Origin of the sequence: Ralstonia mojiangensis, from assembly GCF_023955645.1 — a bacterium.
Taxonomy (GTDB): Bacteria; Pseudomonadota; Gammaproteobacteria; order Burkholderiales; family Burkholderiaceae; genus Ralstonia; species Ralstonia mojiangensis.
The window spans coordinates 68,347-92,205 of the sequence record NZ_JAMXHU010000001.1 but is presented as its reverse complement, the minus strand read 5'-3'; the positions used below and the strand labels follow the sequence as shown (position 1 = coordinate 92,205).

Below are 23,859 nucleotides of genomic sequence, written 5' to 3'. Positions count from 1 at the left end.
CGCGCCAGTGTCGCCTGCAAAGGTCGACGCTGGCGCCGCTGTCTGCAATACTCGCGCGGTCGGCCTTTTTTCTCCTCGTCCCGCATGGCAACTGCGCCACAAGCTGCGCCACGTTTGGCCGCCCGCTGCCCCAACTGCCAAACCGCATTCCGCGTTGTCGCCGATCAGCTTCGGCTGCGCGGCGGCCTCGTCCGTTGCGGCCGCTGCAATCACGTCTTCGATGGCCGCGATCATCTGATCGAGCTTGGGGCTGTGCTCACGGCTGCGGCGCCGCCCGCCGAAGCACCGCAGCCACAGCAATCGCCGGAACACGCCGCTCGCATCGCGCCGCTCTCAACGCCCGTCACCCCTGAACCGGAAACGCCCGCGGCGCCGCCTGCCGCAGAGGACGATCACGGCTTTGGCATGACGCTGATCTGGGAAGAAGACGTTCCGGGAGAAGGCGTCGCGGAGGTGCATCTGGGGGAAGTGGAAGGCGCAACACCCGTGCCCGACGTGCAATCGACCGCACCAGACACGCGCCCGCTACCGGACGAGGCGCCGATCGAGCACACTGCCGAGCCCGCGCAGCAGACATCGCAACCCGAACCGCCCGCCGCGTCCGTCGCTCCCGCCGATCCGTTCCACGGCCTGCCGCCCATCCGCGACCTTGACGATGAGGAAGACGCGTTCGCCGCCGCGGTGCCCAAGCAGCCGTCGGCAGATCTGCCGGTAGAGCCGGCCATCGCGCCCCCGGCGGTCCCGGCTGTGACCGCATCTGCGCCGGCAGTTGTCGCATTGCTAAAGCCCGAGGCGGAAAAGCACGATTCGGTCTGGATGCGCCACGAAAGCGATCCCCACACGCTTTTTGCGCCGGTGCCGCGCCGCCACCACGGCCACGCACGTCACAAGCAAGCCGAGCCGACCGGTCCGACGCCGCAGCGCACGCTGACCGGCGCTCCACGTCCGCGCAAGGTGCGTGGGCCGAATCATGGTGTCTCTGCCGCGACGCTGGATTTTCTGCGTGCCGCGCAGGCCCGCGAGCAAGCACGCAAGACGACCGGACGCCGTGCCCTGGCGCGCATCGCGATCGGCTTGATGGCGGCGCTAGCGGTGGCGCAGATGCTCTTCCTCGCGCGCGCCGAAATCGCTCGCCGCGCGCCCTCCACACGCCCGATGTTGGAGGCTCTGTGCCAGCCACTGCACTGCACGATCGCGCCGCCGCGTGATCTCGATGCATTGCAGATCGAATCGTCGCAACTGCAGCGGCAAGAAGGCGATGCATCCGATCAGTACGTGCTGACGGCTACGTTGCGCAACCGCGCCGGCGGCCCCATTGCCCTGCCGGCCATCGAGCTGATAACGACCGACCTGCAAGACCAGTTGCTCTCGCGCCGTGCCCTGCTACCCGCCGACTACCTGAACCCGAGCGACAGTGCATACGGCAGGTCAGGGCTGCCCGCCCGCGCCGAACTACCGATTCGGGTACGATTCCAGTCCCAGCGCCCGACGGCCAATTACCGGGTCCTGATTTTTTACCCCTGAATCTTCACCCCTGGCTTAGAGCCGCTAACAAGACCCTGCCGGCCAAGCGTGCCGACGCAGATGCCAGCAGGGTCCTGTTAGCGGCTTTTCCCAACACGTATCAAAGGAAGGAGTAACACCATGGCAAACGTGACCCTTGGCGGCAACCCCATCGAAGTCGGCGGCCAATTCCCGACTGCAGGCTCGAAGGCTCCGGCATTCACGCTGGTCGGCGCAGACCTGAAGGACGTCTCGCTTGCTGACTTTGCAGGCAAGCGCAAGGTCCTGAACATCGTGCCGAGCCTGGACACCCCGGTGTGCGCCACCTCCACGCGCAAGTTCAACGAAGCCGCTGCCAAGCTCGACAACACCGTCGTGCTCTCTATCTCTGCTGACCTGCCGTTCGCCGCCGGCCGCTTCTGCACCACGGAAGGCATCGCGAATGTGAAGCCGCTGTCGACCTTCCGCGACAAGGGTTTCAAGCAAGCCTACGGCGTCGACATCACGTCGGGCCCGCTGGCCGGCGTGACTGCGCGTGCCGTGGTTGTGCTCGACGCCAACGACAACGTCCTGTACTCGCAACTCGTGCCCGAAATCAAGGACGAGCCGAACTACGACGCGGCCCTGGCTGCGCTGAAGTAAGCTGAATAGATTGCATCGAGACCGGCTTCCGGTCTCTCGTTCATCACACGGCCGTCCACTGGGCGGCCGTGTCATATCTGGAGTGTTTCAATATGGCCAGCGTGATCTGCGGCTCGGTTGCCTACGACACCATCATGACGTTCGACGGACACTTCCGCGAACACATCCTGCCCGACAAGATCCACATCCTGAACGTTTCCTTTCTGGTGCCGACCATGCGCCGGGAGTTCGGTGGCTGCGCAGGCAACATCGCCTACACGCTGAAGCTGCTCGGTGGCGAGCCCATCATCATGGGCACGGTCGGCCAGGATGCAGGCCCTTACCTGGACTACCTGAAGAAGCTCGGTATCTCGACAGCGCATGTCACGGAGGTTCCGGACACGTTCACCGCGCAAGCGATGATCACGACCGACCGCGACAACAACCAGATCACCGCGTTCCACCCAGGCGCGATGAGCCATTCGAGCATCAATTCGGTCAGGAATGCACTGCCGGCCAGGCTCGGCCTCGTTGGCCCCGACAGCCGCGAAGGCATGCTGCACCACGCGACGCAATTTGCCGAATCCGGCGTGCCTTTCATCTTTGACCTGGGCCAGGCAATGCCGCTGTTTGACGGCGCTGACCTGCGCCACTTCGTTGAACTCGCCAGCTACGTGGTGGTCAATGACTACGAAGCGCAGGTCATGCTGTCACGCACGGGCTACAGTGCGGCAGAACTTGCGCAGCGCGTCGAGGCTTACATCGTCACGCGCGGGGAAGAAGGGGCGGAGATTTACGCCGGCGGCAAGCAGTACACTATTCCGGTCGTGCCGGCCGAACGTGTGGTCGACCCGACCGGTTGCGGCGACGCGTTCCGCGGCGGCCTGCTCTACGGCATCGAGAACGGTCTGGACTGGGACACCACCGGCCGCCTCGCCAGCCTCATGGGCTCACTCAAGATCGCTTGCCAAGGCCCGCAGAATCACGGCCTGCCCGTCGACGAGATTGCCCGGCGCTTTGAATCCGCTTTCGGGTACCGGTATCAATAAGGAATCAACATGAAACCCATCTATCGCATCGGCGCCGCGACTCTGCTGGTCGCCGCCCTTGGCCTGCAAGGCTGCGCCATGGGCACCAATTCCAACAGCGCTTACACCTCCGGTCAGGCGCAGCGCGAGCAGACCGTGCGCTTCGGTACGGTAGATTCCGTGCGCAATGTCGTGATCGACCGTGAGCAGACTGGCGTTGGCACCATTGCCGGCGGCGCGATCGGCGGCATCGGTTCGGCAGCAGCCATCGGGCGCGGCAACGGCTCGGTGGCGGCGGGTGTGCTCGGTGCGATTCTCGGTGGCGTTGCAGGCAGCGCGCTGGAGGGTCAGATGAACAAGCGTCCGGGCCTGGAAATCACGGTCAAGCTCGACAACGGCGAGTACCGCGCCATCACGCAAGACGCCGACGAGGCCTTCCGCCCTGGTGAGCGCGTGCGCTTGCTCTCATCGGGTGGCGTGACGCGCGTCACGCACTGATCGACAACGCCCGGCCGATAGGCCAAGGGGTTTAGCGGAAACACCGCATCGGCATCGCGCCGGTGCGGTTTTTTTATTCCCGCGAGAAACGTATGCGCGACGCTCGGGCAAGAAAAAGCCCGCCGGGGCGTAAGCCGATCGGCGGGCGGTGCAAGACACTGAGGTCTTGCGGACCGGATACGCAGTATCCGATCAGGTGGGCGCGACCTGCGCGCCGCTGTGGTCCCGGAGGATCACCGTCGTAAGAATGGCTTACGGACGGTTGCCGGTCGGGAACGGCCATGCCGCAGCCGGGTTCAGCGCGGTCTTGGCAGCAGGTGCAGCAGGTGCAGCGGCCGGAGCAGCAGCGGGCTTGGCAACAGCCTTCTTCGCGGGGGCCTTCTTCGCAGCAGGCTTGGCAGCAGCCTTCTTCGCAGCCGGGGCCTTCTTGGCGGCAGCCTTCTTCGCAGCAGGCTTAGCAGCAGCCTTCTTCGCAGCCGGAGCCTTCTTGGCGGCAGCCTTCTTCGCAGCAGGCTTAGCAGCAGCCTTCTTCGCAGCCGGAGCCTTCTTGGCTGCAACCTTCTTCACTGCGGCTTTCTTGGCCGGAGCCTTCTTGGCTGCAACCTTCTTCACTGCAGCTTTCTTGGCCGGAGCCTTCTTGGCTGCAACCTTCTTCACTGCGGCCTTCTTGGCGGGTGCCTTCTTGGCAGCGACCTTCTTAGCTGCAACCTTCTTGGCCGGAGCCTTCTTAGCGGCCGGAGCGGCCTTCTTCGCAGCAGCCTTCTTGGCGGCCGGAGCCTTCTTTGCAGCGGCCTTCTTGGCCGGGGCCTTGGCGGCCGGTTTCTTCTTAGCAGCAGTTGCCATGGGAAACTCCTTCAAGATTGGGTATCGAACTATCGAGATTGAGCAACCCGACCGGTCCGATCCCACGATGCATTGGCATCGCCAGACCAACCGAGCGAGCGATTCATCGGCGCACCACCCAACGGCAGTCGCACGCTAATGAATTCGGTAGGAAGATCTGCGCCTTGCGCGGCAAACACACGCAGCAAGTTGCACGCCTCGGTCGCGCGCACAAGCGCAACCGCAGCCGGCCAGACAGATTGCATCCGGCGAGTCTTCATCAATTGAGAGGACCGGGGCATCGTGGCCACACCGGTCGAAATCTGATCTTGCGCGAATCGCTGCGTGGACCGCAAAGCCGCGTGCAGCGTGACTTTACAGACAGCGAGAAACTGGAGAGCGCGCGTTTTCTTTTGGGGGTAGTACGCCCATCCCGACGGGGGGATCGCAGAGACGGCACCGAGTTCGAACAGCCCTGTCGGCGTGGCGTGCATCAAAGTGGTTACGCTCCTCGACTACCTTTCACTTGCCGCTTGGAACTTCATCGTCGTTGATCGCGCGAAGCTTCCTTGCATCGAAGTCAACGTCTTGTCAAGGCGAATCATAATTCGTTTGCGCGGTGATGTTAAGAGATTTATGCAAAAAGCGCGGTGAGTTTTGGTGAAGGATTGCGCTGCGTCTGTGCGTCGCTGCGATTCGAATCGCGCATGCACGCAGATCGATCTCGCGAATGCGCATTTTCTTGCGTCGTGACATCACGTTACGGCGTTGCTCCACGTTGACACACGCGTCCCGCAAACCCAGTGGTCATGCCGGTTTACAGCAACACGCGATGTTGCGCGCGTGTGCATCGCGAACACGCACACGCTTCTCGCGCGCATTCGGCATCGTCGTGCGCACCGATGTGCGAGCAGCGCGATGCGTGTCGAAAAAAACGATGCGTAGATGCGACAACGCGCGCGAATTTTTCACGCTCAACTCGTCGATACGCATGCAATCGATGCGCTCGACACATGCGTATCGATGTGTTGAACGTGTCGACGACGCTGCCGACATGCATCTCGAACACCGTCGATGCGCGCCGCGCGAAGTCGATGCGATTGCGATGGCCAACAGCATGCGTTCAGCTACCGCAAATCGCGTGCCGCGCATCCGACGAGCGAGGTGGTTGCGATACGGTTCAACGCATCGATGCGTGCGTGAGCGCGAATCGCATCGGCGCATGCGGAGTTGGTGTCGACGCATGCGAGACAGACGGCTCGGCGTGACGACGCCGAACTGCAGGCACGCATGACTGCGCTCGCAGCACGTGGTGCACGAAACCGATCGCCGATCGCGGGAAAACCCTGCTCAGCAACCGCTGAAAACTTCACGCAATCGCGTTTGAAACGACGCTGTTTTACGACGATAGAAGGATTGTTCTACGGCAATCCAGAGGCCAATTTTGCTGCGGTGTTGTTGCCCGAAAAATGGCGTGCTGTGGCGTTTTATTCGGAATCATGTTCGCGAATTGCTGCAACCGCATATCCGGGTGTCAGGTTGGCGCTGATTGTCATGTCATTCGGTTTCACTTCACGATCCGCTCACCACATGAGCACGGCATCGATCGCGCGGTGTGGCACGGACCTGCGCGTGGCCCGTGACAAGACAGGGAGGTCGTCGCCAACCCCACATGGCTGACGACGACAAACCCGACGAGCAAAGAGCGCAAGACAGAAGGGGTCCAACACAAGCGTTCTGTTCTGAGTAGTGGAGGCACAAGATGCGCGATCGAGCGTTCTTGTCGAAATCGAATCCGCCGAAGCGCGGAGTGTTCCTGCAGTGCGTACTGGCGACGGCATCGCTCGCCATGCTGGCGGGCTGCGCGAATTCGGGCAGCGGCGACATGGGTACGTCGCTGGGCGGCGGCAGCGATTCGCAATCCAAGCCGGCGATCGCGGCATCGACATCGCCCACGTGGTCGAACGACAACGGCAGCAATGCAACGGGTGGCACCGGCTCGACCGGCAGCACGCCCATCGCGACGCTGACCGGCCCTGTCGAGCAGGTGACGACCACCACCATCACCGCCATCGTGCCGCTCACCAGCACGCTGACTTCCGCCACGCAAACGCTGGGCGCCACCACGGGCCTGGGCGCACCAGTGAGCAACGTGCTGGCGACGCTGGGCGGCGCGCTCGGCAGCGAGGGCCGCACGATCACGACGGCCGGCAAGGGTGATGCGCTGGTGTCGACGTTGGGCAACACGGTCGGTGCGCTCGGTTCGCTCACCACCGGGTTGTCGACGATGGTCTCGCCAGCGGCGCCGTCTGCCGCAGGTGGTACGCCGGGTAGCGCGCTGACCGGTGCACTCGGTGGTGCGCTGTCGCCGGTCACGACGGCAGTCGGTTCGCTCACGGCGGGATTGCCGGGTGCGGGTGCGCTCGGCTCGGTTGGCGCGGTCAGCAGTGGTGGTACGGCTGCGACCGGTCCGCTGGGCGGATTGGGCAGCGTCGGCACAACGTTGGGCGGATTGGTTGGCGGTGTGCTGTCGGGTGCGACATCCGGCGTGCATCACTAGCCACTGCTCTGTAGAACTTTCTTTGCATTCGACAGCAAACGCAGGCGGATGCTACCCGCTGGACGCCAGATGCGCGTTCTTCTGACCCGGCGGTGACACGCGGTACGGGCCGCGCTTACAAGGAGACTCACCATGAAAATTCAGAACCCGCTCCACACTTCTTCTTCCGCTTCGTTGTCCGCCGTTGCGGCATCGCGCACGCTGTTGGCAGCGGCCGCTGTGGCCGTGCTGACGCTGGCCGGTTGCGCTTCGGGTGGCAACCCGAACGGTGATACGACGCCCTCGTCGTCGGCCAACAACGACCCAGGTGCAGTGCCGGTCGGCAACGTGGCCGGCGGTGGCGGCAACGTGGTCACGCAGACGGGCAAGACCGTCAGCGACCTTGGCACGACGATCGGCACGGCGTCGGTGCCCGTCATCGGCGGCACGGCGGCGCAGAAGGATCTGGGTGCGACGGTCACGTCTGCCGGCAATACGGTCCAAACATTGGGCGGCGGCATCAGCAATGGGCTCGGCAAGATCGGCTCGACGCCCGACCCGGTCGGCACCACGGTGCAAAGCTCGGGTGACGTGATCCGCTCCGCCGGGGTGACGGTCGGCAACGCTGGGCAGACCGTCTCGGATCTGGGTGCCGCCGGCAGCCCGCTGGCGCCGCTGAATCCGGTGACGTCGCCGGTGGGCAGCGGTGTGTCTGCGCTGGGTCAGGTGATGCAGGGTGCTGGCGGGCTCGTCACGATTGGCACGTCGAGCGGCCCGGTGCAGCAGATCACGCAGCAGACCAGCAACGCGATCGTGCCGCTGTCGTCGCAGGTGGTGAAGGGCACGCAGACGGTCGGCAGCACAACGATGCTCGGTGGCCCGCTGGCCGGTGCGCTCAACACGGTTGGCAGCGGTCTGCAGAGCGCTGGGGCGCAAGTCGGCGCGGCTGGCGGCAACCCGCTCACGGCTGACGTGGGCGGTGTGGTCGGCGCCGTCGGAGGCACGGTGGCCAGCGCCGGTGGCCTGGTCAATGGCGGTAGCGGCGGCTCAACGAATCCGCTGGCGCCGATCACGGGCGCGCTCGGTGGCGGCCTCGGCGGCGGAAGCAATCCGCTTGCCCCCGTCACCGGTGCGCTCTCGGGCGGCGGCAGCAATCCGCTGGCGCCGGTCACGAGCGCACTGAGCGGCGCAGCCGGCAGCGGCAACCCGCTCGCCCCGATCACAAATGCGCTGGGTGGCGTCACGAACGCCGCCGGCACCTCCGGCAGCAATCCGCTGTCACCCCTGACCGGTGCGTTGAGCGCGCATTGATCCCTGCGCCGACATCATCGATCAGCCCTCACCGATTCTTTTGACTGACAACAAGGAGACTCCACGATGCAACATACCCCCCACTCTCTCGCGCGCCTGGCTGGCGCACTGGCCCTCGCACTGGCAGCCGGCAGCGCTTTCGCGCAAGCCAGCCCCGCCGGCACCTGGAAGACCATCGACGACAACACGGGCAAACAGAAAGGCGAAGTGACGATCGTCGATAACGGCGGCACGTTCTCGGGCAAGGTCAGCAAGATCCTCGTGCCTGGCGACGAGAACAAGACCTGCACCAAGTGCACGGACGACCGCAAGGACCAGCCGATCAAGGGCCTGACGATCCTGACGGGCCTGAAGCCGAACGGCAACAACAACTGGGATGGCGGCCAGATCCTGGACCCGGAAAACGGCAAGGTCTACAGCGCCAAGATGTCGCTGTCGGAAGACGGTCAGAAACTGAATGTGCGCGGCTTCCTGGGCATCAGCCTGCTGGGCCGTACGCAGACCTGGATTCGCGAGCAATGATCGCCCGTCGATAACAGAACCTCCCAACGCGCGGCGGTGCCCCTCCTTGTGGGTGGGCGCCGTCTCTTCGGGCGCCGGTGCAAGCCGGCGCCTTCTTTTTGCGGAAATCCGCACACTGCGCGCGCGGTATGTCCACTAAAGAAGGCCACTCCCTCGCCGTTACACCGTTGCGGAGTCGTCAAACAATAAGTGGAGAAAACGCGACATGCGACAGTGGACACTCAAAGCAAAGCTGCGCCTGGCGCTCGCCCTGATGTGGCTGGGGCTGATTGGCGTTGGCATCTGGAGCGCGATGGAGACCCGCGCGACCATGCTCGACGAACGCAAGGTCGGGCTGCAAAACCTGGTGGATGCCGCCGAAGGCATCGCCAAGCTGTATCACGGCCGCGCACAAGCTGGCGCCATGAGCGAAGCCGATGCCAAGAAAGCCGCGCTGTTGGCGCTCGCGTCGATGCGCTTTGGCTCGACCGGCTATCTGTTCGTGGTCGATTCACAGTTCATCCTGCTGATGCATCCGACGCTGGCCGACATGGTCGGCAAGAGCACCGCGGACTTCAAGGACCCGACCGGCAAACTCGTCTACCCCACGATCGTCAATGCCGCCAAAGACAAGGGCTTCGGCTTTGCCGAATACCAAGGCCGCTTGCCCGGCAGCGAGACTGCATTGCCGAAGATCGGCTACGTGAAGCACTTTGCGCCCTGGGACTGGAACATCTCCAGCGCCGTCTTTCTGCAGGAAGTGGATGCGGCGTATCGCCATTCGCTCATCGCCAACCTGATCGTCATTCTGCTGGTGGGCGGTGCGGTGTCGCTGGCCATGTCGATCATCATCCGCAACGTGCAGCGCGGGCTGGGCGGTGAACCCAGCTACGCCACCGAGGTTGCACGCCGCATTGCCGGTGGCGACCTGGCCGTGCACGTGCAAACCCGCACCGACGACCGCGACAGCATGCTGGTCGCCATGGCGCAGATGCAGCAGCAACTGACCGGCACCATCAGCCATATCAAGACATCGGCGGACTCGATCGCGAGTGCCACCAAGCAGATCGCAGCCGGCAACGCCGATCTGTCGCAGCGCACGGAAGAGCAGGCTTCGTCGCTGGAAGAAACCGCGTCGAGCATGGAAGAGCTGACGAGCATCGTGCGTCAGAACGCCGACAACGCGCGCCAGGCGAGCACACTGGCCGTCAACGCGTCGGACATCGCGGCCAAGGGCGGTGAGGTGGTCGGCCGTGTGATCGACACCATGGCGGGCATCAACGAAAGCAGCAAGAAGATTGCCGACATCATCGGCGTGATCGAAGGCATCGCGTTCCAGACGAATATCCTGGCGCTCAATGCGGCGGTGGAAGCCGCACGCGCCGGCGAACAGGGCCGCGGCTTTGCCGTGGTGGCCGGTGAGGTGCGCAACCTGGCGCAGCGCTCGGCGGGGGCGGCCAAAGAGATCAAGGAACTCATCGGCGATTCGGTTGGCCGCGTAGAAAACGGCACCACGCTGGTGGCCGAGGCGGGCAGCGTGATCGACGAGGTGGTGATCGCCGTCAAGCGCGTGACCGACATCATGGGCGAGATCAGCTCGGCCTCCGAAGAGCAAAGCTCGGGCATCGAGCAGGTGAACCAAGCCGTGAACCAGATGGACGAGGTGACGCAGCAGAACGCCGCGCTGGTCGAGCAGGCCGCCGCCGCTGCGCTGTCGCTTGAAGAACAGGCACAAGTGCTGCGCGACGCGGTGGCGTCGTTCCGCACCGCCTGATCGCCGAGATTTCACGTTCCATTCCCCAACGAGGGGAGGGACGCCGCGCCGTTCTCTGGCGTGTCGCATGGTGCTATGCTGCGCGCCAGAGAAACGATAAAACCATGTTGGAATAGCCATGCCCGAGCGCAACCGGCCGCCATTCAGGGGCCCTTTTGGCGCGATTGCCGGGTCGACCACCAGCGTCTATGCCGCAGCAGGAGACACTGCCGGCGACGCCCATGAGCCGATGTCCGGCGGCCGCTCCAGTGCCGTGCGCGATGTCGCTGCACAGGATCTGGCCAGCGACACCGCGCTGTGGCGCTTTGCGCTGGCCGCAGAGCACGGCGGCCGCGCGCCCCACCCCGACGCTGCCTTGCGCGACGATCTTTCCGTCCTGCGCATCCTGCGCCACGCCGATGGCCTGCGCCTGCTCAGGCAAGGATTGCGAAGTGCGTTCCCGGGTTCGGCCCTGCGCTTGACCACCTTCTGGCCCGAAGAGCAGCCGCACGCCTACCCGGCTCGAGCGGAAGCCCGCCCGGCGGAATTCGGCGATCTGCTCGTGCTGCTGCGCCTGCGCGGCGCGGTGCCCACGCTCGATTGCCGCGCGCTGTTTCTCACCAGCCGCCGCATCGACCAGCCCGACGATGCGCTCGACAAGCACCACGCGCTGCCGCAGATCAACCTGTATGAAGGCTGGCCCGACTTCAACGTCTATGCGCGTTCGCCGATCAAATCGCGCAACGCAACCTTCCTGGGCAAGTTCGACCTGTCGGCCGAGCTGGACCCGCTGCGCCGCGTTGGCCGCGACCAGCGCCAGTGGCGCTACCTGACGCCCTGCACGGGCCTGCAGCAGTACGCGCAATGGCCTGGCGCACGGCCGGCCTCGCCGCTGCAATGGCGCTGGCCCTCGGGTGCGCAAGCCGGCGGCGCACGGCCCAGTTCCGGTTCGTTCACCGGCCTGCTGCGCCAGCTCGCCCGCCCGGAAGGCCCCGGCGAAGATTGCTCCGCCGGCACCGACGTGCCGACCTGGGGCCGCCTCATCAACAAGCTGCTGGACCACAGCTGGGAAGTCGCTCCGAGCCACGCGCTCAAGAGCGGGAATATCAGCTCGCTGGCGTTCTGGACGCGGCTGCGCGGCTTCCTGACGGCGGAATATCTGCTCGGATCGCACTCGTTGCAGAAGGGCTTTGGCGCGTCGTTGCAGTTCGAGATGGCCAACGGCCTGCAGGACATCGCCCGCGACGACTGGACGGCCACCACCGGCTTCGATCCCGAAGACCTCGACGTGCCCGGCGTGCGCGGCACGCTGCAGCGCATCGCGGCATCCAAACTGGCCGTCTTTGGCATGAGCGCCGAAGACCCGGCACCGCTCGCCGCCCCGCGCCCGCAGCGCGGTGTGACCCCGCGCCCCGACGGCGAACGCGAAGGCCAGCGCGTGTTGCTGATCGACGTGATCCGCCCCAGCGCAGCCGCCCTGTAAGCACGCCAATTCGATAAAAGGCGACGCCCGCGCCGCCGAGAACGCAACGATTTCTCGGCGGTGCGCGGCTATGCTGTAGCGTTGCCCTGCCGCGCTTTCTGCCGTCCCTCCGCTGTCGCTCATGTCTTCCGCTGCTTCCGCCTCCACCGCTTCCACGACGACGACCTCCCCCTGGATGCCCATCCTTGCACTGATGGGTTCGATGGCCTCCGTGTGCCTTGGTAACTCGTTTGCCAAGACGCTGTTTCCGGTGCTGGGCGCCGCGGGCACAGTCACGTATCGCGTAACGATTGGCGCGGTGATCCTGCTGGCGTTCTGGCGGCCGTGGCGCCTGCACCTGAGCCGCGCCGATGCCGGCCGCATCGCGCTGTACGGCGTCACGCTGGCGAGCATGAACCTGCTGTTCTACCTGTCGCTGCAGCGCCTGCCGATCGGCATTGCGATCGCCATCGAGTTCACGGGGCCGCTGGTGCTGGCCGTGCTGCTGTCGCGCCGCGCGCTGGATTTCGTGTGGATCGGGCTGGCGGTGGTCGGCTTGCTCATGCTGACGGTGGCAGACAAGTCGGTCGGTCAGGTTGACCACCTGGGCGCTATTTATGCGCTGGCCGCTGGCGTGTGCTGGGCGCTCTACATCCTGACCGGCAAGAATCTCGGCGGCCTGCATGCGGGCCAGGCGACGTCGATCGGCATGCTGGTCGGTGCGCTGTTTGCGATCCCGTTTGGGGTGGCGCAGGCAGGGTCGGCGCTGCTTGCGCCATCGCTCATTCTGGCGGGACTGGGCATCGGGCTGCTGTCGAGCGCGATCCCGTATTCGCTCGAGATGGTGGCGCTCAAGCATCTGCCGGGCAAGACGTTTTCCGTGTTGCTGAGCCTGGAGCCTGCCATCGGCGCCCTAGCCGGGGCGATCGTGCTGCACGAGCAACTGACGGGGCGCCAGTGGGTGGCAATCCTGGCCATCATCGCTGCGTCGGCGGGGTGCGCGCTGACGGTGCGGGCGCCCAAGCCTTCGCCTGATCCTGCCGGCGTCGCCTGACGCCCTAGCCGGAAAACCGCGCCGCGGCTTGCAATACAGCCATGCGCGTCTGCGCGTAGACCATCCCTTTCCATTCCGGCACGTCGCAATAAAACGCATCACGCAGCGTCTGGCGAATGCCGGCCCGCTGCGCGGCTCCCTGCTCCGGGCGGCGATGCAGCCAATGGTCGGCACGCAGCGCCTGCAGCACCGCCAACGGTGCGAGCGTGCCGAACTCCAGCGTCACGCAGGTCTTCTCGATGCCGGGCAGCAGTTCGTATGCGATGCCGACCAGATCGCCCTTGACCACCGAAGAGACCGAACCGGCGGCGGCAATCGGCCGAACATCGGCGCCCCAGGTGCGCATGGCGCGCTCCAGTTCGGCTGGATCGGGGCTGTTGAAGATCTTCTCACCGTGGCCGTAGTGGCCGAGCCCGGTATGCAGGTCGATCCACACCAGGCGGGACATGCCGGCCGCATGCCGCGACACGATCCCGCGCATCTGCAGCGTGCTCCAGCACGGCGCGCTGCCGCCGTAGAACATGCCGTCTGGCACGCGATACTGGCCGCTCGTTGCGGCGTCTTGGAGGGCTTTCTCGCCGCGGGTGACCATGTAGTGCTGCAACGCTGCCTGATCCGCCTGGCTGGGCGGCCACGTGCGCGGCAGCAAGAGCGGATCGACTTCCAGGTAGGCCGGATTGGCGGAAGCGGCCTCCGCAAAGTCGACGCTGTTGCGGTTCAGGTCAACGTTGTCTTCATTCACGCGCCGCAAGTGTGCAAAGCCGTACGGGTTGACCGCGTGCACCATCAGCAGCGCCACGTTGGCAGCCGCCAGCCGCGCGAACAGTTCTTCGTCTTGCAGCAGGCCGGTCTGGCAGCCGGAGCCGCAGAACCCCTCCACACCATGGACGCCGGAGGTGACGATCAACAGCGTTTGCGCCTGCGGCGGCACAAGCAGCGCGGTATCGATGGAAAGCTGCTCTCCGGATGGCCCAACCACATCCGGAAGCAGGTGGCGCTCGATGCGGAGCCCCCGGGCCTGCGCAGCGGCGAGGAACTTGCCGCGGGCTTCATCGTAGGTCTGCGAGAAGAAAGCTTCGACCGTCATGGCGGGAATCCGGGTGCAGTGGTTGCCGCAGCCTGCCACGCCTGACAGGTGCGGCGCAATCGCACGCACGTGAATCGATCGCCCCAAATGCAAACAGGCGACGCGTGGTGCGTCGCCTGTTTGCGTTGATGCGGGTCGAGCCCGTGGCTCAGATCACTCCCAGGACAGCGCGCCGCCGGTCTGGTACTCGATCACGCGCGTCTCGAAGAAGTTGCGCTCCTTCTTCAGGTCGATCATTTCGCTCATCCACGGGAACGGGTTTTCTTCGTTCGGGAACAGCGCGTCCAGGCCGATCTGCTGGCAGCGACGGTTGCAGATGAAGCGCAGGTAGCCCTTGAACATCGGTGCGTTCAGGCCCAGCACGCCGCGCGGCATGGTGTCTTCTGCGTAGCGGTATTCCAGGTCGACAGCCTTCTTGAACAGCTCCGTGATCTCAGCCTTGAACTCGGCCGTCCACAGGTGCGGGTTCTCCAGCTTGATCTGATTGATCAGGTCGATACCGAAATTGCAGTGCAGCGACTCGTCGCGCAGGATGTACTGGTACTGCTCCGCAGCGCCGGTCATCTTGTTCTGACGGCCCATCGCCAGGATCTGCGTGAAGCCGACGTAGAAGAACAGGCCTTCCATGATGCAGGCGAAGACGATGAGCGACTTCAGCAGCTTCTGGTCGTTCTCGGGCGTGCCGGTCTTGAACGACGGATCGGTCAGCGTGTCGATGAACGGGATCAGGAACTCGTCCTTGTCGCGGATCGACTGCACTTCGTGGTACGCGTTGAAGATCTCGGCCTCGTTCAGGCCCAGCGACTCAACGATGTACTGGTACGCGTGCGTGTGGATCGCCTCTTCAAACGCCTGGCGCAGCAGGTACTGGCGGCATTCCGGCGCGGTGATCTGGCGGTACGTGCCCAGCACGATGTTGTTGGCAGCCAGCGAATCGGCCGTCACGAAGAAGCCCAGGTTGCGCTTGATGATGCGGCGCTCGTCTTCGGTCAGACCGTTCGGGTCTTTCCACGTCGCGATGTCGCGCGACATGTTGATTTCCTGCGGCATCCAGTGGTTCGCGCAGCCGGCGAGGTACTTTTCCCAGGCCCACTTGTATTTGAACGGCACCAGCTGGTTGACGTCGGTGGCGCCGTTGATGACGCGCTTGTCGGCGGCGTTCACGCGGCGGTTGCTCTGTGCGGCAGCGGCGTTCGGATTGTTGCCGAGGATGCCCGTGCCGGCGGCCTGCGTAGCCGACGGGGGCAGCACGCCGCCCTGGTCAGCGGTGGCCGTTTGCAGTTGCGGCTGCGGTTGATACACCGGCTGCGGTGCAGCCGAAGGTTGTGCGGCAGGTTTGACGTCGTCGTCCCAGCTCAGCATATGTGTTTCTCCTAATTCTTTGCTCGTCGCTCCCGCTCTTTTGGAGCGCGAGTCCAGTGTCGTTCAGGTCACGGCGCCCCCGCTTGCGCGGGAGCAACCTCAGACACTGTTTTGACTTATTGGCAGGCTTCGCATTCCTCGAAACCGGGGTCGCCCGGGCGCATCGTGCACACGGCACCTTCGGCTTCCGGCATGGCCTGCGCAGTGGCAGCTGCGGCGTCCAGTGCGCTGGTCGGTGCGGCCGAAGTCACGCCGGATGCACCTGCAGCCGACATACCACCCGCATCGCTACCCGACGACACCGCATTGAGCGTGCCGCGCGACACGGTCGACTTCTCGACGTGCGTGGCGCCGATCGTGCGGAGGTAATACGTGGTCTTCAGGCCACGCAGCCACGCCAGCTTGTACGTGTCGTCCAGCTTCTTGCCCGACGCGCCGGCCATGTAGATGTTCAGCGACTGAGCCTGGTCGATCCACTTCTGGCGGCGCGAGGCAGCTTCCACCAGCCACGTCGGCTCCACTTCGAAGGCCGTTGCGTACAGGTCGCGCAGGTCTTGCGGAATGCGGTCGATGCGGGCCAGCGAGCCGTCGAAGTACTTCAGGTCGGCGACCATCACTTCGTCCCACAGGCCGCGTGCCTTCAGGTCGCGCACCAGGTAGTCGTTGACCACCGTGAATTCGCCCGACAGGTTCGACTTGACGTACAGGTTCTGGTACGTCGGCTCAATGCAAGCGGACACGCCGATGATGTTGGAGATCGTTGCCGTCGGGGCGATCGCCACGCAGTTCGAGTTGCGCATGCCGAACTGTTTGATACGGCCACGCAGGCTGTCCCAGTCCATCGTCGACGACATATCCGTTTCCAGATAGCCGCCGCGCTCTTCGGCCAGCAGCTTGAGCGAGTCTTGCGGCAGGATGCCGCGATCCCACAGCGAGCCCTTGTAGCTGCTGTAGCGGCCACGCTCTTCAGCCAGCTCGGTCGACGCCCAGTAGGCGTAGTAGCACACGGCTTCCATCGAGGTATCGGCAAACTGCACCGCTGCATCGCTGGCGTACGGCACACGCAGCACGTGCAGCGCGTCCTGGAAGCCCATGATGCCCATGCCGACCGGACGGTGGCGCAGGTTGGAGTCACGTGCCTTCTTGACCGCGTAGTAGTTGATGTCGATCACGTTGTCGAGCATGCGCATGGCCGTGCGCACGGTCTTCTTCAGTTTTTCGTGATCGAGCACCACGCTGCCGTCCGCCTGCTTGATCAGGTGAGCGACCAGGTTGACCGAACCCAGGTTGCACACGGCGATTTCGCTGTCGTTCGTGTTCAGCGTGATTTCCGTGCACAGGTTGGAGCTGTGCACCACACCCACGTGCTGCTGCGGGCTGCGGATGTTGCACGGATCCTTGAACGTGATCCACGGGTGGCCGGTTTCGAACAGCATGCCCAGCATCTTGCGCCACAGTTGCAGCGCCGGCATCTTCTTGAAGAGCTTGATCTCGCCGCGCGCGACCTTGTCTTCGTAGCCCAGGTAGGCCTGCTCGAATGCCTTGCCAACCTTGTCGTGCAGGTCCGGGCAGGTGGACGGCGAGAACAGCGTCCACTCGCCACCTTCCATCACACGCTTCATGAACAGGTCGGGAATCCAGTTCGCCGTGTTCATGTCGTGCGTGCGGCGGCGGTCGTCGCCGGTGTTCTTGCGCAGTTCCAGGAATTCTTCGATGTCCAGGTGCCACGTTTCCAGGTACGCGCAGACAGCGCCCTTGCGCTTGCCGCCCTGGTTCACGGCCACAGCCGTGTCGTTGACCACCTTCAGGAACGGCACCACGCCTTGGCTCTTGCCGTTGGTGCCCTTGATGTGCGAGCCGAGTGCGCGCACGTTGGTCCAGTCGTTGCCCAGGCCGCCGGCAAACTTGGAGAGCAGCGCGTTTTCCTTCAGTGCCTCGTAAATGCCGTCCAGATCATCCGACACGGTGGTCAGGTAGCACGACGACAGCTGCGAACGGCGCGTGCCCGAGTTGAACAGCGTCGGCGTGCTCGACATGAAGTCGAACGACGACAGCAGCTGATAGAACTCGATGGCGCGGGCTTCACGGTCGATTTCGTTCAGCGCCAGGCCCATCGCCACGCGCATGAAGAATGCCTGCGGCATCTCGATGCGGGTTTCGTTGATGTGCAGGAAGTAGCGGTCGTACAGCGTCTGCAGGCCGAGGTAGTTGAACTGGAAGTCGCGCGAGGCGTCCAGCGCCGCGCCCAGGCGGGCCAGGTCGAACTGCGCCAGCTTGTCGTCGAGCAGCTCGGCGTTGATGCCGCGCTTGATGAACTGCGGGAAGTAGTCGATGTAACGCGCGCCCATTTCGGCTTGCGTGACTTCTTCGCCGAGGATCTCGCGGCGGATCGTGTGCATCAGGATGCGCGCCGTGACCTGGCTGTACGCCGGGTCCTTTTCGATCAGGGTACGCGAGGCCAGGATGGCCGAGTCGTACACCTGCGTCATCGGCACGCCTTCATACAGGTTCTTGACCGTTTCCTTGAGGATCGGCTCCGGGTCCACGGCTTCGCCCAGACCTTCGCAGGCCGAGACGATCACGTTGCGCAGCGCTGCCATGTCCAGCGGGCGGGTGATGCCGCCGTCGGTCACGTTCAGGCCGATGAAGGCCGGTTGCTGCTGGGTTTCGCCGGCTTGTGCGCGCTCCTGGGCGCGGCGCTCACGGTACAGCACGTAGGCGCGGGCCACGTCGTGCTCGCCCGAGCGCATCAGGGCCAGTTCCACCTGGTCCTGCACGTCTTCGATATGGAACGTGCCGCCGTTCGGGCGGCTGCGCAGCAGAGCGCGCACGACGTTCTGCGTTTGTTGGTCGACCAGCTCGCGCACACGCGCGGAAGCAGCACCCTGCCCGCCATTCACGGCGAGGAAGGCCTTGGTCATGGCCACGGCGATCTTCGAAGGCTCGAAGCTCACCACGGCGCCGTTACGGCGGATGATCTTGTAGTCCGCGTAGCCAGTGCTGGGGGCAGCGGCCGTGCCGCCAGCGGTTTGCGCAAATTGAGAGGGATTGGCGGTGCCGGAGTGGATTTCTGGTTGGGCCGTCTGCATGTGGACTCCTGTTGAACCGTTCGTTTTATTGGCTCGCCGACGGGTGAAACACCCTTGGCGAACCCTTGCGCCATGCGGAGAAATGAGACGGAAAAGACCCTTGCCTTTTCTCAGCTCCCAAGCGTCGGCTTGACCCGCCGTACGCCCGCCCCCGCGTGGCGCCGAAATAAGAATCCCGGAAAGTCACCACTATATCTAGTGTGTTACCCCGGGATTGGCCCTAAGTATAGTGGATCGATCAAACAAGACCAGTCTTGACAGATGGCGTCGAAGGAGGGTTTTCTCAACCCAAATGCAGTGCCGCAAACCCGCGATCCCAGGCGGCACAACGGGTCGGCGGGACTGGCGTGCGGCGTCGCAATGACCGTCTCTTCAGAATAATTCTTTCTATCGACCCTGCAAGTTCAATAGACGTCACCTCATCCACGGTAGGGGCATGTGTGCGGCGCACTGCACCGGTGCACGCGTGCCGCGCCCCGGGGCATTCCTCCACATTCCCCCGCTCAAGAAATCCGAATAGCGGCATCAGCATTCTTGCCGCGGCTGTCACTTGAGCGACAGGCCCCAACCCTACGCTTCGGTCGCATTGCAGGGAGCGCAATCACAGCGGCAACACATCGCTGCGTACAACGACCGAGGAAATCGACATGGCCTGGAATCACCCCGCGCGCCGCCTGCTGACGGCCGCGCTGAGCACGACCGTCGCCGCGACGCTGGCGACCACATTGACCGCATGCGGCGGTAGCGACAGCAGCCCCATCGCCAATCAGGGCAACACGGATACACCGACCACCAGCGCCAGCAAGAAAGTGCTGCTAGTCGGCGTAGACGGTGCCACCTATGCGCAGGTGCAGAGCGCGCTCCTGCAGCGCAGCTTGCCGAACCTGGGCGCCCTGGCGGTGATGCCGGCTTCGACTGGCGGCGCGCTGGGCACCACCTCCGCCCAACCGCCGCTGGACACGCCAAGCTGGGCCACCGTGCTGACCGGCACCTGGCAGAACCGCCACAGCGTGATGGACGACACCGTCACCACCCTGGCCGCCCCGAGTGTCTTCAGCTACACGCGCAGCGCCGCCAAGGCGGCCGGCACCACGCAACGCCTGGGCGCCGCCGTCAGCTCGGCCACGCTGCCCGCGCTGCTCAAGGCGGATCAGCAAGCCGGCAATCTCGACACGCTCGTCGATTGCGCCCAGGTGGACACCTGCGTGACGCAGAACAGCGTGAAGCTCGTGCAGTCCGGCTACGACGTCGTCTTCGCGCAATACACGGCGCCGGCAGCCGCTGCGCTGGCCTCGGGCCTGCAAAGCGATGCGTACGCGGCTGCGCTGGCCAACGTCGATCAGGCGCTGGGCACCTTGCAAGCCGCTATCGCCCAGCGCCGCACCGCCAACCCGAACGAAGACTGGCTCGTCGTCGTGACCACCAGCCACGGGCTGGATGCCACGGGTGCCACCACGTCGGCGCCGACGCTGGAAAACCGCACCGCCTTCATCGCGCTGAACAAGAGCGTCAATCCGGTGCTCGGCAAGAACGGCATGGCCGCGCCCACGTCGGAAGCCACGCTGGCGGCCCTGCCGAGCGAGGCTGACATCGTGCCGACCGTGCTGGCGCAATTGAACGCCGCCGTGCCGGCTACCGCCCACAAGCTGGATGGCGCGGCGCTCACCGCCAACGCGATCGGCGTGCGCAACGTCCAGAGCACTGTGGGCGCGTACAACGCCTCGCTGGTGCTGAACTGGCAGAACCCGACAGCGGCGAGCGGCCCCATCACCGTGCTGCGCGACGGCAAGCCGGTTGCCACGCTGCCCGCCACGGCCACGCAGTACACCGACAGCAACATCGCCACCGCAAGCGGCATCTACCGCATCAACTACACGCTGGTGCGCAACAACGTGCCGGTGTCGATGCTTGCGCAGATCGCCTACGTTGCGCCGACGCCGCTGGCGACGTCGCTCACCAACGGCCTGGCCACGTATTACAGCTTCGATCCGCTGCCGCCGACTGACCGTAAAGCCAGTTCGACGATCGGCCCGTGGGTGGCAGGCACCGACGGCGGTTCTGCGGCAACCGACCCGTTTGGCGGCACGGCGCTTTCGGTCGATTCGCGCATCGACGCCTACAAGCTCACGCAGAACGGCGCCGACATTGCGCAGAGCCCGCAGTTCACGATTGGCTTCTGGTTCAAGTCGGATTGCACGCAGGGCAACGGCACGGGCGAGCCGATCCTCGCCAACAAGGACTACTACTCCGGCTCCAATGCCGGCATCGCCATCGGATTGTGGGGCGGCTGCGAAGTGCGCTTCAACCTGGGCAGCGGCGGCAAGCGCGACGACATCCAGGGCATGAAGTTCAGCGCCAACCAGTGGGCCTATCTCGCCCTCTCGGTCGACGCGCAGGCCAAGCGCTTCAGCGCTTACATCCTCGACCCGGTACTCGGCGTGCAGAAGGTGGAAGACAAGGCCATCGCCAATACCGACGTCACCAAGCTCAATGGCCTGGCCACCAAGGTCTGGGGCCTGAACGACGACGCCACGCACAACTACGTGCCCAACAACCCGGGCTCGCTCAAGGGCGTGATGGCCTACGACGACCTTGCCATGTGGACGCGCCGCCTGACGCTGGACGAACTCAAGACGATCAACGGCTCGCACCAGCCGCTGTCGACGCTGAACCCCTGATCCCCTCCCCCAACCCGAACGAGACCGCTCATGAAGCCCTTCATCCACCCTCTCGCGCGGCCGCACCGGCTGGCCGCCGTGCTGCTGTGCGCCGCCACCTTGTCGCTGTCGGCCTGCGGCGGCGATTCGAACGACGGCACGCCGAGCACGGGCCCCGGCGCCGCCCAGCCCGACCAACCCGGCCAGCCGCCGGCCAACAAGCCGACCCTGCACTGCGCTCCGTAACGCGCGGCTTCCCATCGACTTGCGTTTGAGACCGACATGACTTCCGACACGAACCACGCCAACAACGGCAGCCGCCGCAACTTCCTCAAGATGGCCAGCACGGGGGCGATTTCCGCCGCCGCGCTCGCCGCCTTCCCGCCGTCGATCCGCCGTGCGCTGGCGATTCCCGCCAACAACGCCACCGGCACGATGCGTGACGTTGAACACGTGGTGATCCTGATGCAGGAGAACCGCTCGTTCGACAACTACTTCGGCACGCTGCAAGGTGTGCGCGGCTTTGGCGACCGCTTCCCCATCCCGCTGGCCGGTGGCCTGAACGTCTGGCAGCAGACCTACGTGCCAAGCAGCGGGCCGAGCCGCACGGTGCTGCCGTATTACCTCGACAGCAGCGCCGGCAACGCGCAGCGCGTCTCGGGCACGCCCCACAGCTACCCCGATGCGCAGAACGCCTGGGACCTGGGCCGCATGAGCAAGTGGCCGACGTACAAGCAGACGCAGTCGATGGGCTATTACAAGCAGGCCGAGCTGGACTTCCAGTTCGCGCTGGCCAACGCCTTCACGCTGTGCGATGCGTACCACTGCTCGTTCCACGGCGGCACCAACACCAACCGCCTGTTCCACTGGACGGGCACGAACGATCCGACCGGCGCTGCGGGCGGCCCGGTCATCGACAACAGCGGCGACCACCTCGACGCCGGCGTCACGTACAACTGGAAGACCTACCCGGAACGCCTGCAGGCTGCCGGCGTGTCGTGGAAGGTCTACCAGAACATGCCGGACAACTTCACCGACAACCCGCTCGCCGGCTTCAAGGCCTACCGCGACGCCAACGCCGCACGCGGCAACCTGGCCGACGGCACGCCGTTCCCGCCGTACACGCCGGCCGACGAAACCGTCAGCCCGCTCATCAAGGGTGTCGGCAACACCATGCCCGACGGCGGCTTCCTGCAGGCCTTGAAGGACGACATCGCCGCAGGCCTTCTGCCGCAGGTGTCGTGGATCGTGGCGCCGGCCACGTATTCCGAGCACCCCGGCCCGTCGAGCCCCGTGCAGGGCGCGTGGTACACGCAGGAAGTGCTCAACGCACTCACCGCCAACCCGGCCGTGTGGAGCAAGACCGTGTTGTTCATCAACTTCGATGAAAACGACGGCTTCTTCGACCACGTACCGCCGCCCGCAGCCCCGGCCTATGACAATGGCGTGCTGGCCGGCAAATCGACGGTCAGCACGGCCGGTGAATACCACACGGACCAACACCCGTATGGCCCTGGCCCGCGCGTGCCGATGTACATCGTTTCACCGTGGAGCCGCGGCGGCTGGGTCAATTCGCAGGCGTTCGATCACACGTCGGTGCTGCGTTTCCTGGAGCTGCGCTTCAACGTCAAGGAAACCAACATCAGCGCATACCGTCGCGCCGTGCTGGGCGACCTGACCAGTGCCTTCAACTTCGTCAACCCGAACAACGAGACGCTGCCGACGCTGCCCAGCCGCGACAAGGCGACGGCCGACTCGATCCGCACCGCGCAAGGGTTGCAGCCGCAAGTGCCACTGCCCTCGGTGACGGCGCAGCAGATGCCGACACAAGCCACCGGCACCCGCCCCTCGCGCGCCTTGCCGTACGAGCTGCACGTCAGCGCGCGCGAAGACGCCACCAACCGCGCGCTGCGCCTGATTTTCAGCAACACCGGCACGGCCGCCGCCGTCTTCCACGTGTACGACCGCCTGCATCTGGACCGCGTGCCGCGCCGCTATGCGGTCGAGCCCGGCAAGATGCTCGACGATGCGTGGGACGTGTTCACCGCCGACAAGGGCAAATACGACCTGTGGGTGCTCGGCCCCAACGGCTTCCACCGCGCGTTCTCGGGCGATGTAAGTGCCGTGTCGGCAGCGGGCTCAAGCGCGCCGGAAATCCGCGTGTGCTACGACCTAGCCAACGCCGAGGTCTACGTCACGATGATGAACACCGGCACCGCCGGCTGCACCTTCACCGTCAAGCCGAACGCGTACCGCAATGACGGTCCGTGGACGTTCGACATCCCGGCCGGCAAGCAGCTCGACCAGCACTGGCCGATCGCGCGCCAGGGCAACTGGTACGACTTTACGGTGACGGTGCCGCAAGGCGGCTTCACGCGGCGCTTTGCCGGTCGCATGGAAACGGGCAAGGACGGCGTGTCCGACCCGGCGATGGGCGCCTGAGGCAGGTCGCGAAGTAGAAAGAGAAGCAAGGGAAGATGCGGGCGGCCCTCGAAAGGAGGCTGCCCGCTTCCGTTTCGGCGCGTGCGTAGGGCGTGCGGCCTGCGACGTGTCGGCCTCGGAGGGTGGAACG

At 65.0% G+C, this 23,859-nt stretch carries 18 protein-coding genes; 14 read left to right on the top strand and 4 right to left on the bottom strand.

Annotated elements, in window-relative coordinates; genetic code table 11:
• The first annotated feature begins 84 nt into the window (after window positions 1-84).
• From NG898_RS00400 to NG898_RS00385, 4 genes are all read left to right on the top strand, one after another.
• On the top strand, window positions 85-1,524 hold the full coding sequence (locus NG898_RS00400; RefSeq protein ID WP_252690610.1) for a DUF3426 domain-containing protein: 1,440 nt from the start codon (window positions 85-87) through the stop codon (window positions 1,522-1,524).
• A 120-nt stretch (window positions 1,525-1,644) separates the two neighbouring features.
• Complete coding sequence (gene tpx / locus NG898_RS00395) at window positions 1,645-2,145, top strand: thiol peroxidase (RefSeq protein ID WP_024979133.1); 501 nt, start codon at window positions 1,645-1,647, stop codon at window positions 2,143-2,145.
• A gap of 92 nt (window positions 2,146-2,237) precedes the next feature.
• Window positions 2,238-3,173: a carbohydrate kinase family protein gene (locus NG898_RS00390; RefSeq protein WP_252690608.1), complete on the top strand. Its 936-nt coding sequence runs from the start codon at window positions 2,238-2,240 to the stop codon at window positions 3,171-3,173.
• A gap of 9 nt (window positions 3,174-3,182) precedes the next feature.
• The gene (locus NG898_RS00385; RefSeq protein WP_009241557.1) at window positions 3,183-3,650 is read left to right on the top strand and encodes an outer membrane lipoprotein; all 468 of its coding nucleotides are present in this window, start codon (window positions 3,183-3,185) and stop codon (window positions 3,648-3,650) included.
• Between the two features lie 252 nt (window positions 3,651-3,902).
• Here the strand turns inward: NG898_RS00385 and NG898_RS00380 are convergent, their stop codons facing one another.
• Window positions 3,903-4,493, bottom strand: coding sequence for a histone H1-like DNA-binding protein (locus tag NG898_RS00380; protein WP_092972400.1), 591 nt, complete (start codon window positions 4,491-4,493; stop codon window positions 3,903-3,905).
• A 1,269-nt stretch (window positions 4,494-5,762) separates the two neighbouring features.
• Here NG898_RS00380 and NG898_RS00375 point away from each other — a divergent pair.
• The 7 genes from NG898_RS00375 to NG898_RS00345 all read left to right on the top strand — a co-directional run bounded on the left by NG898_RS00375 (window position 5,763) and on the right by NG898_RS00345 (window position 13,092).
• On the top strand, window positions 5,763-6,152 hold the full coding sequence (locus NG898_RS00375; RefSeq protein WP_252690606.1) for a hypothetical protein: 390 nt from the start codon (window positions 5,763-5,765) through the stop codon (window positions 6,150-6,152).
• Between the two features lie 82 nt (window positions 6,153-6,234).
• Window positions 6,235-7,032: a collagen-like triple helix repeat-containing protein gene (locus NG898_RS00370; RefSeq protein WP_252690604.1), complete on the top strand. Its 798-nt coding sequence runs from the start codon at window positions 6,235-6,237 to the stop codon at window positions 7,030-7,032.
• 132 nt (window positions 7,033-7,164) lie between these two features.
• The gene (locus NG898_RS00365) at window positions 7,165-8,322 is read left to right on the top strand and encodes a collagen-like triple helix repeat-containing protein (protein WP_252690602.1); all 1,158 of its coding nucleotides are present in this window, start codon (window positions 7,165-7,167) and stop codon (window positions 8,320-8,322) included.
• 66 nt (window positions 8,323-8,388) lie between these two features.
• Window positions 8,389-8,844: a DUF2147 domain-containing protein gene (locus tag NG898_RS00360; protein WP_252690600.1), complete on the top strand. Its 456-nt coding sequence runs from the start codon at window positions 8,389-8,391 to the stop codon at window positions 8,842-8,844.
• A 205-nt stretch (window positions 8,845-9,049) separates the two neighbouring features.
• On the top strand, window positions 9,050-10,597 hold the full coding sequence (locus NG898_RS00355) for a methyl-accepting chemotaxis protein (protein WP_252690598.1): 1,548 nt from the start codon (window positions 9,050-9,052) through the stop codon (window positions 10,595-10,597).
• A gap of 118 nt (window positions 10,598-10,715) precedes the next feature.
• Window positions 10,716-12,059, top strand: a complete 1,344-nt coding sequence (locus NG898_RS00350; protein WP_252690597.1) for a peroxidase — start codon at window positions 10,716-10,718, stop codon at window positions 12,057-12,059.
• A 121-nt stretch (window positions 12,060-12,180) separates the two neighbouring features.
• Entirely contained in the window at window positions 12,181-13,092 is a 912-nt protein-coding gene (locus tag NG898_RS00345; RefSeq protein ID WP_252690595.1) for an EamA family transporter, read from the top strand.
• Between the two features lie 4 nt (window positions 13,093-13,096).
• On the opposite strand, the gene NG898_RS00340 is transcribed toward NG898_RS00345, so the two are convergent.
• The 3 genes from NG898_RS00340 to NG898_RS00330 all read right to left on the bottom strand — a co-directional run bounded on the left by NG898_RS00340 (window position 13,097) and on the right by NG898_RS00330 (window position 18,630).
• Complete coding sequence (locus NG898_RS00340) at window positions 13,097-14,179, bottom strand: M14 family metallopeptidase (RefSeq protein WP_252690593.1); 1,083 nt, start codon at window positions 14,177-14,179, stop codon at window positions 13,097-13,099.
• Between the two features lie 153 nt (window positions 14,180-14,332).
• Window positions 14,333-15,541, bottom strand: a complete 1,209-nt coding sequence (locus NG898_RS00335) for a ribonucleotide-diphosphate reductase subunit beta (RefSeq protein ID WP_252690592.1) — start codon at window positions 15,539-15,541, stop codon at window positions 14,333-14,335.
• 116 nt (window positions 15,542-15,657) lie between these two features.
• Complete coding sequence (locus tag NG898_RS00330) at window positions 15,658-18,630, bottom strand: ribonucleoside-diphosphate reductase subunit alpha (RefSeq protein ID WP_252690590.1); 2,973 nt, start codon at window positions 18,628-18,630, stop codon at window positions 15,658-15,660.
• Window positions 18,631-19,277: 647 nt separating this feature from the next.
• Between NG898_RS00330 and NG898_RS00325 the strand changes: the two genes are divergently transcribed.
• From NG898_RS00325 to NG898_RS00315, 3 genes are read left to right on the top strand one after another with little or no spacing between them, the layout of a single operon-like run.
• Window positions 19,278-21,308 (top strand): alkaline phosphatase family protein, encoded by a 2,031-nt coding sequence (locus tag NG898_RS00325; RefSeq protein WP_252690588.1) that lies wholly within the window; start codon window positions 19,278-19,280, stop codon window positions 21,306-21,308.
• 30 nt (window positions 21,309-21,338) lie between these two features.
• Window positions 21,339-21,533 (top strand): hypothetical protein, encoded by a 195-nt coding sequence (locus NG898_RS00320; RefSeq protein ID WP_252690587.1) that lies wholly within the window; start codon window positions 21,339-21,341, stop codon window positions 21,531-21,533.
• Between the two features lie 36 nt (window positions 21,534-21,569).
• Window positions 21,570-23,729 (top strand): phosphocholine-specific phospholipase C, encoded by a 2,160-nt coding sequence (locus tag NG898_RS00315; protein ID WP_252690585.1) that lies wholly within the window; start codon window positions 21,570-21,572, stop codon window positions 23,727-23,729.
• Window positions 23,730-23,859: the final 130 nt, after the last annotated feature.

Excerpts from the sequence above, each read along its gene's own strand:
- NG898_RS00400 (WP_252690610.1), top strand. The coding sequence starts at position 85 with ATGGCAACTGCGCCACAAGCTGCGCCACGTTTGGCCGCCCGCTGCCCC.
- tpx (WP_024979133.1), top strand. The coding sequence starts at position 1,645 with ATGGCAAACGTGACCCTTGGCGGCAACCCCATCGAAGTCGGCGGCCAA.
- NG898_RS00390 (WP_252690608.1), top strand. The coding sequence starts at position 2,238 with ATGGCCAGCGTGATCTGCGGCTCGGTTGCCTACGACACCATCATGACG.
- NG898_RS00385 (WP_009241557.1), top strand. The coding sequence starts at position 3,183 with ATGAAACCCATCTATCGCATCGGCGCCGCGACTCTGCTGGTCGCCGCC.
- NG898_RS00380 (WP_092972400.1), bottom strand. The coding sequence starts at position 4,493 with ATGGCAACTGCTGCTAAGAAGAAACCGGCCGCCAAGGCCCCGGCCAAG.
- NG898_RS00375 (WP_252690606.1), top strand. The coding sequence starts at position 5,763 with ATGACTGCGCTCGCAGCACGTGGTGCACGAAACCGATCGCCGATCGCG.
- NG898_RS00370 (WP_252690604.1), top strand. The coding sequence starts at position 6,235 with ATGCGCGATCGAGCGTTCTTGTCGAAATCGAATCCGCCGAAGCGCGGA.
- NG898_RS00365 (WP_252690602.1), top strand. The coding sequence starts at position 7,165 with ATGAAAATTCAGAACCCGCTCCACACTTCTTCTTCCGCTTCGTTGTCC.
- NG898_RS00360 (WP_252690600.1), top strand. The coding sequence starts at position 8,389 with ATGCAACATACCCCCCACTCTCTCGCGCGCCTGGCTGGCGCACTGGCC.
- NG898_RS00355 (WP_252690598.1), top strand. The coding sequence starts at position 9,050 with ATGCGACAGTGGACACTCAAAGCAAAGCTGCGCCTGGCGCTCGCCCTG.
- NG898_RS00350 (WP_252690597.1), top strand. The coding sequence starts at position 10,716 with ATGCCCGAGCGCAACCGGCCGCCATTCAGGGGCCCTTTTGGCGCGATT.
- NG898_RS00345 (WP_252690595.1), top strand. The coding sequence starts at position 12,181 with ATGTCTTCCGCTGCTTCCGCCTCCACCGCTTCCACGACGACGACCTCC.
- NG898_RS00340 (WP_252690593.1), bottom strand. The coding sequence starts at position 14,179 with ATGACGGTCGAAGCTTTCTTCTCGCAGACCTACGATGAAGCCCGCGGC.
- NG898_RS00335 (WP_252690592.1), bottom strand. The coding sequence starts at position 15,541 with ATGCTGAGCTGGGACGACGACGTCAAACCTGCCGCACAACCTTCGGCT.
- NG898_RS00330 (WP_252690590.1), bottom strand. The coding sequence starts at position 18,630 with ATGCAGACGGCCCAACCAGAAATCCACTCCGGCACCGCCAATCCCTCT.
- NG898_RS00325 (WP_252690588.1), top strand. The coding sequence starts at position 19,278 with ATGGCCTGGAATCACCCCGCGCGCCGCCTGCTGACGGCCGCGCTGAGC.
- NG898_RS00320 (WP_252690587.1), top strand. The coding sequence starts at position 21,339 with ATGAAGCCCTTCATCCACCCTCTCGCGCGGCCGCACCGGCTGGCCGCC.
- NG898_RS00315 (WP_252690585.1), top strand. The coding sequence starts at position 21,570 with ATGACTTCCGACACGAACCACGCCAACAACGGCAGCCGCCGCAACTTC.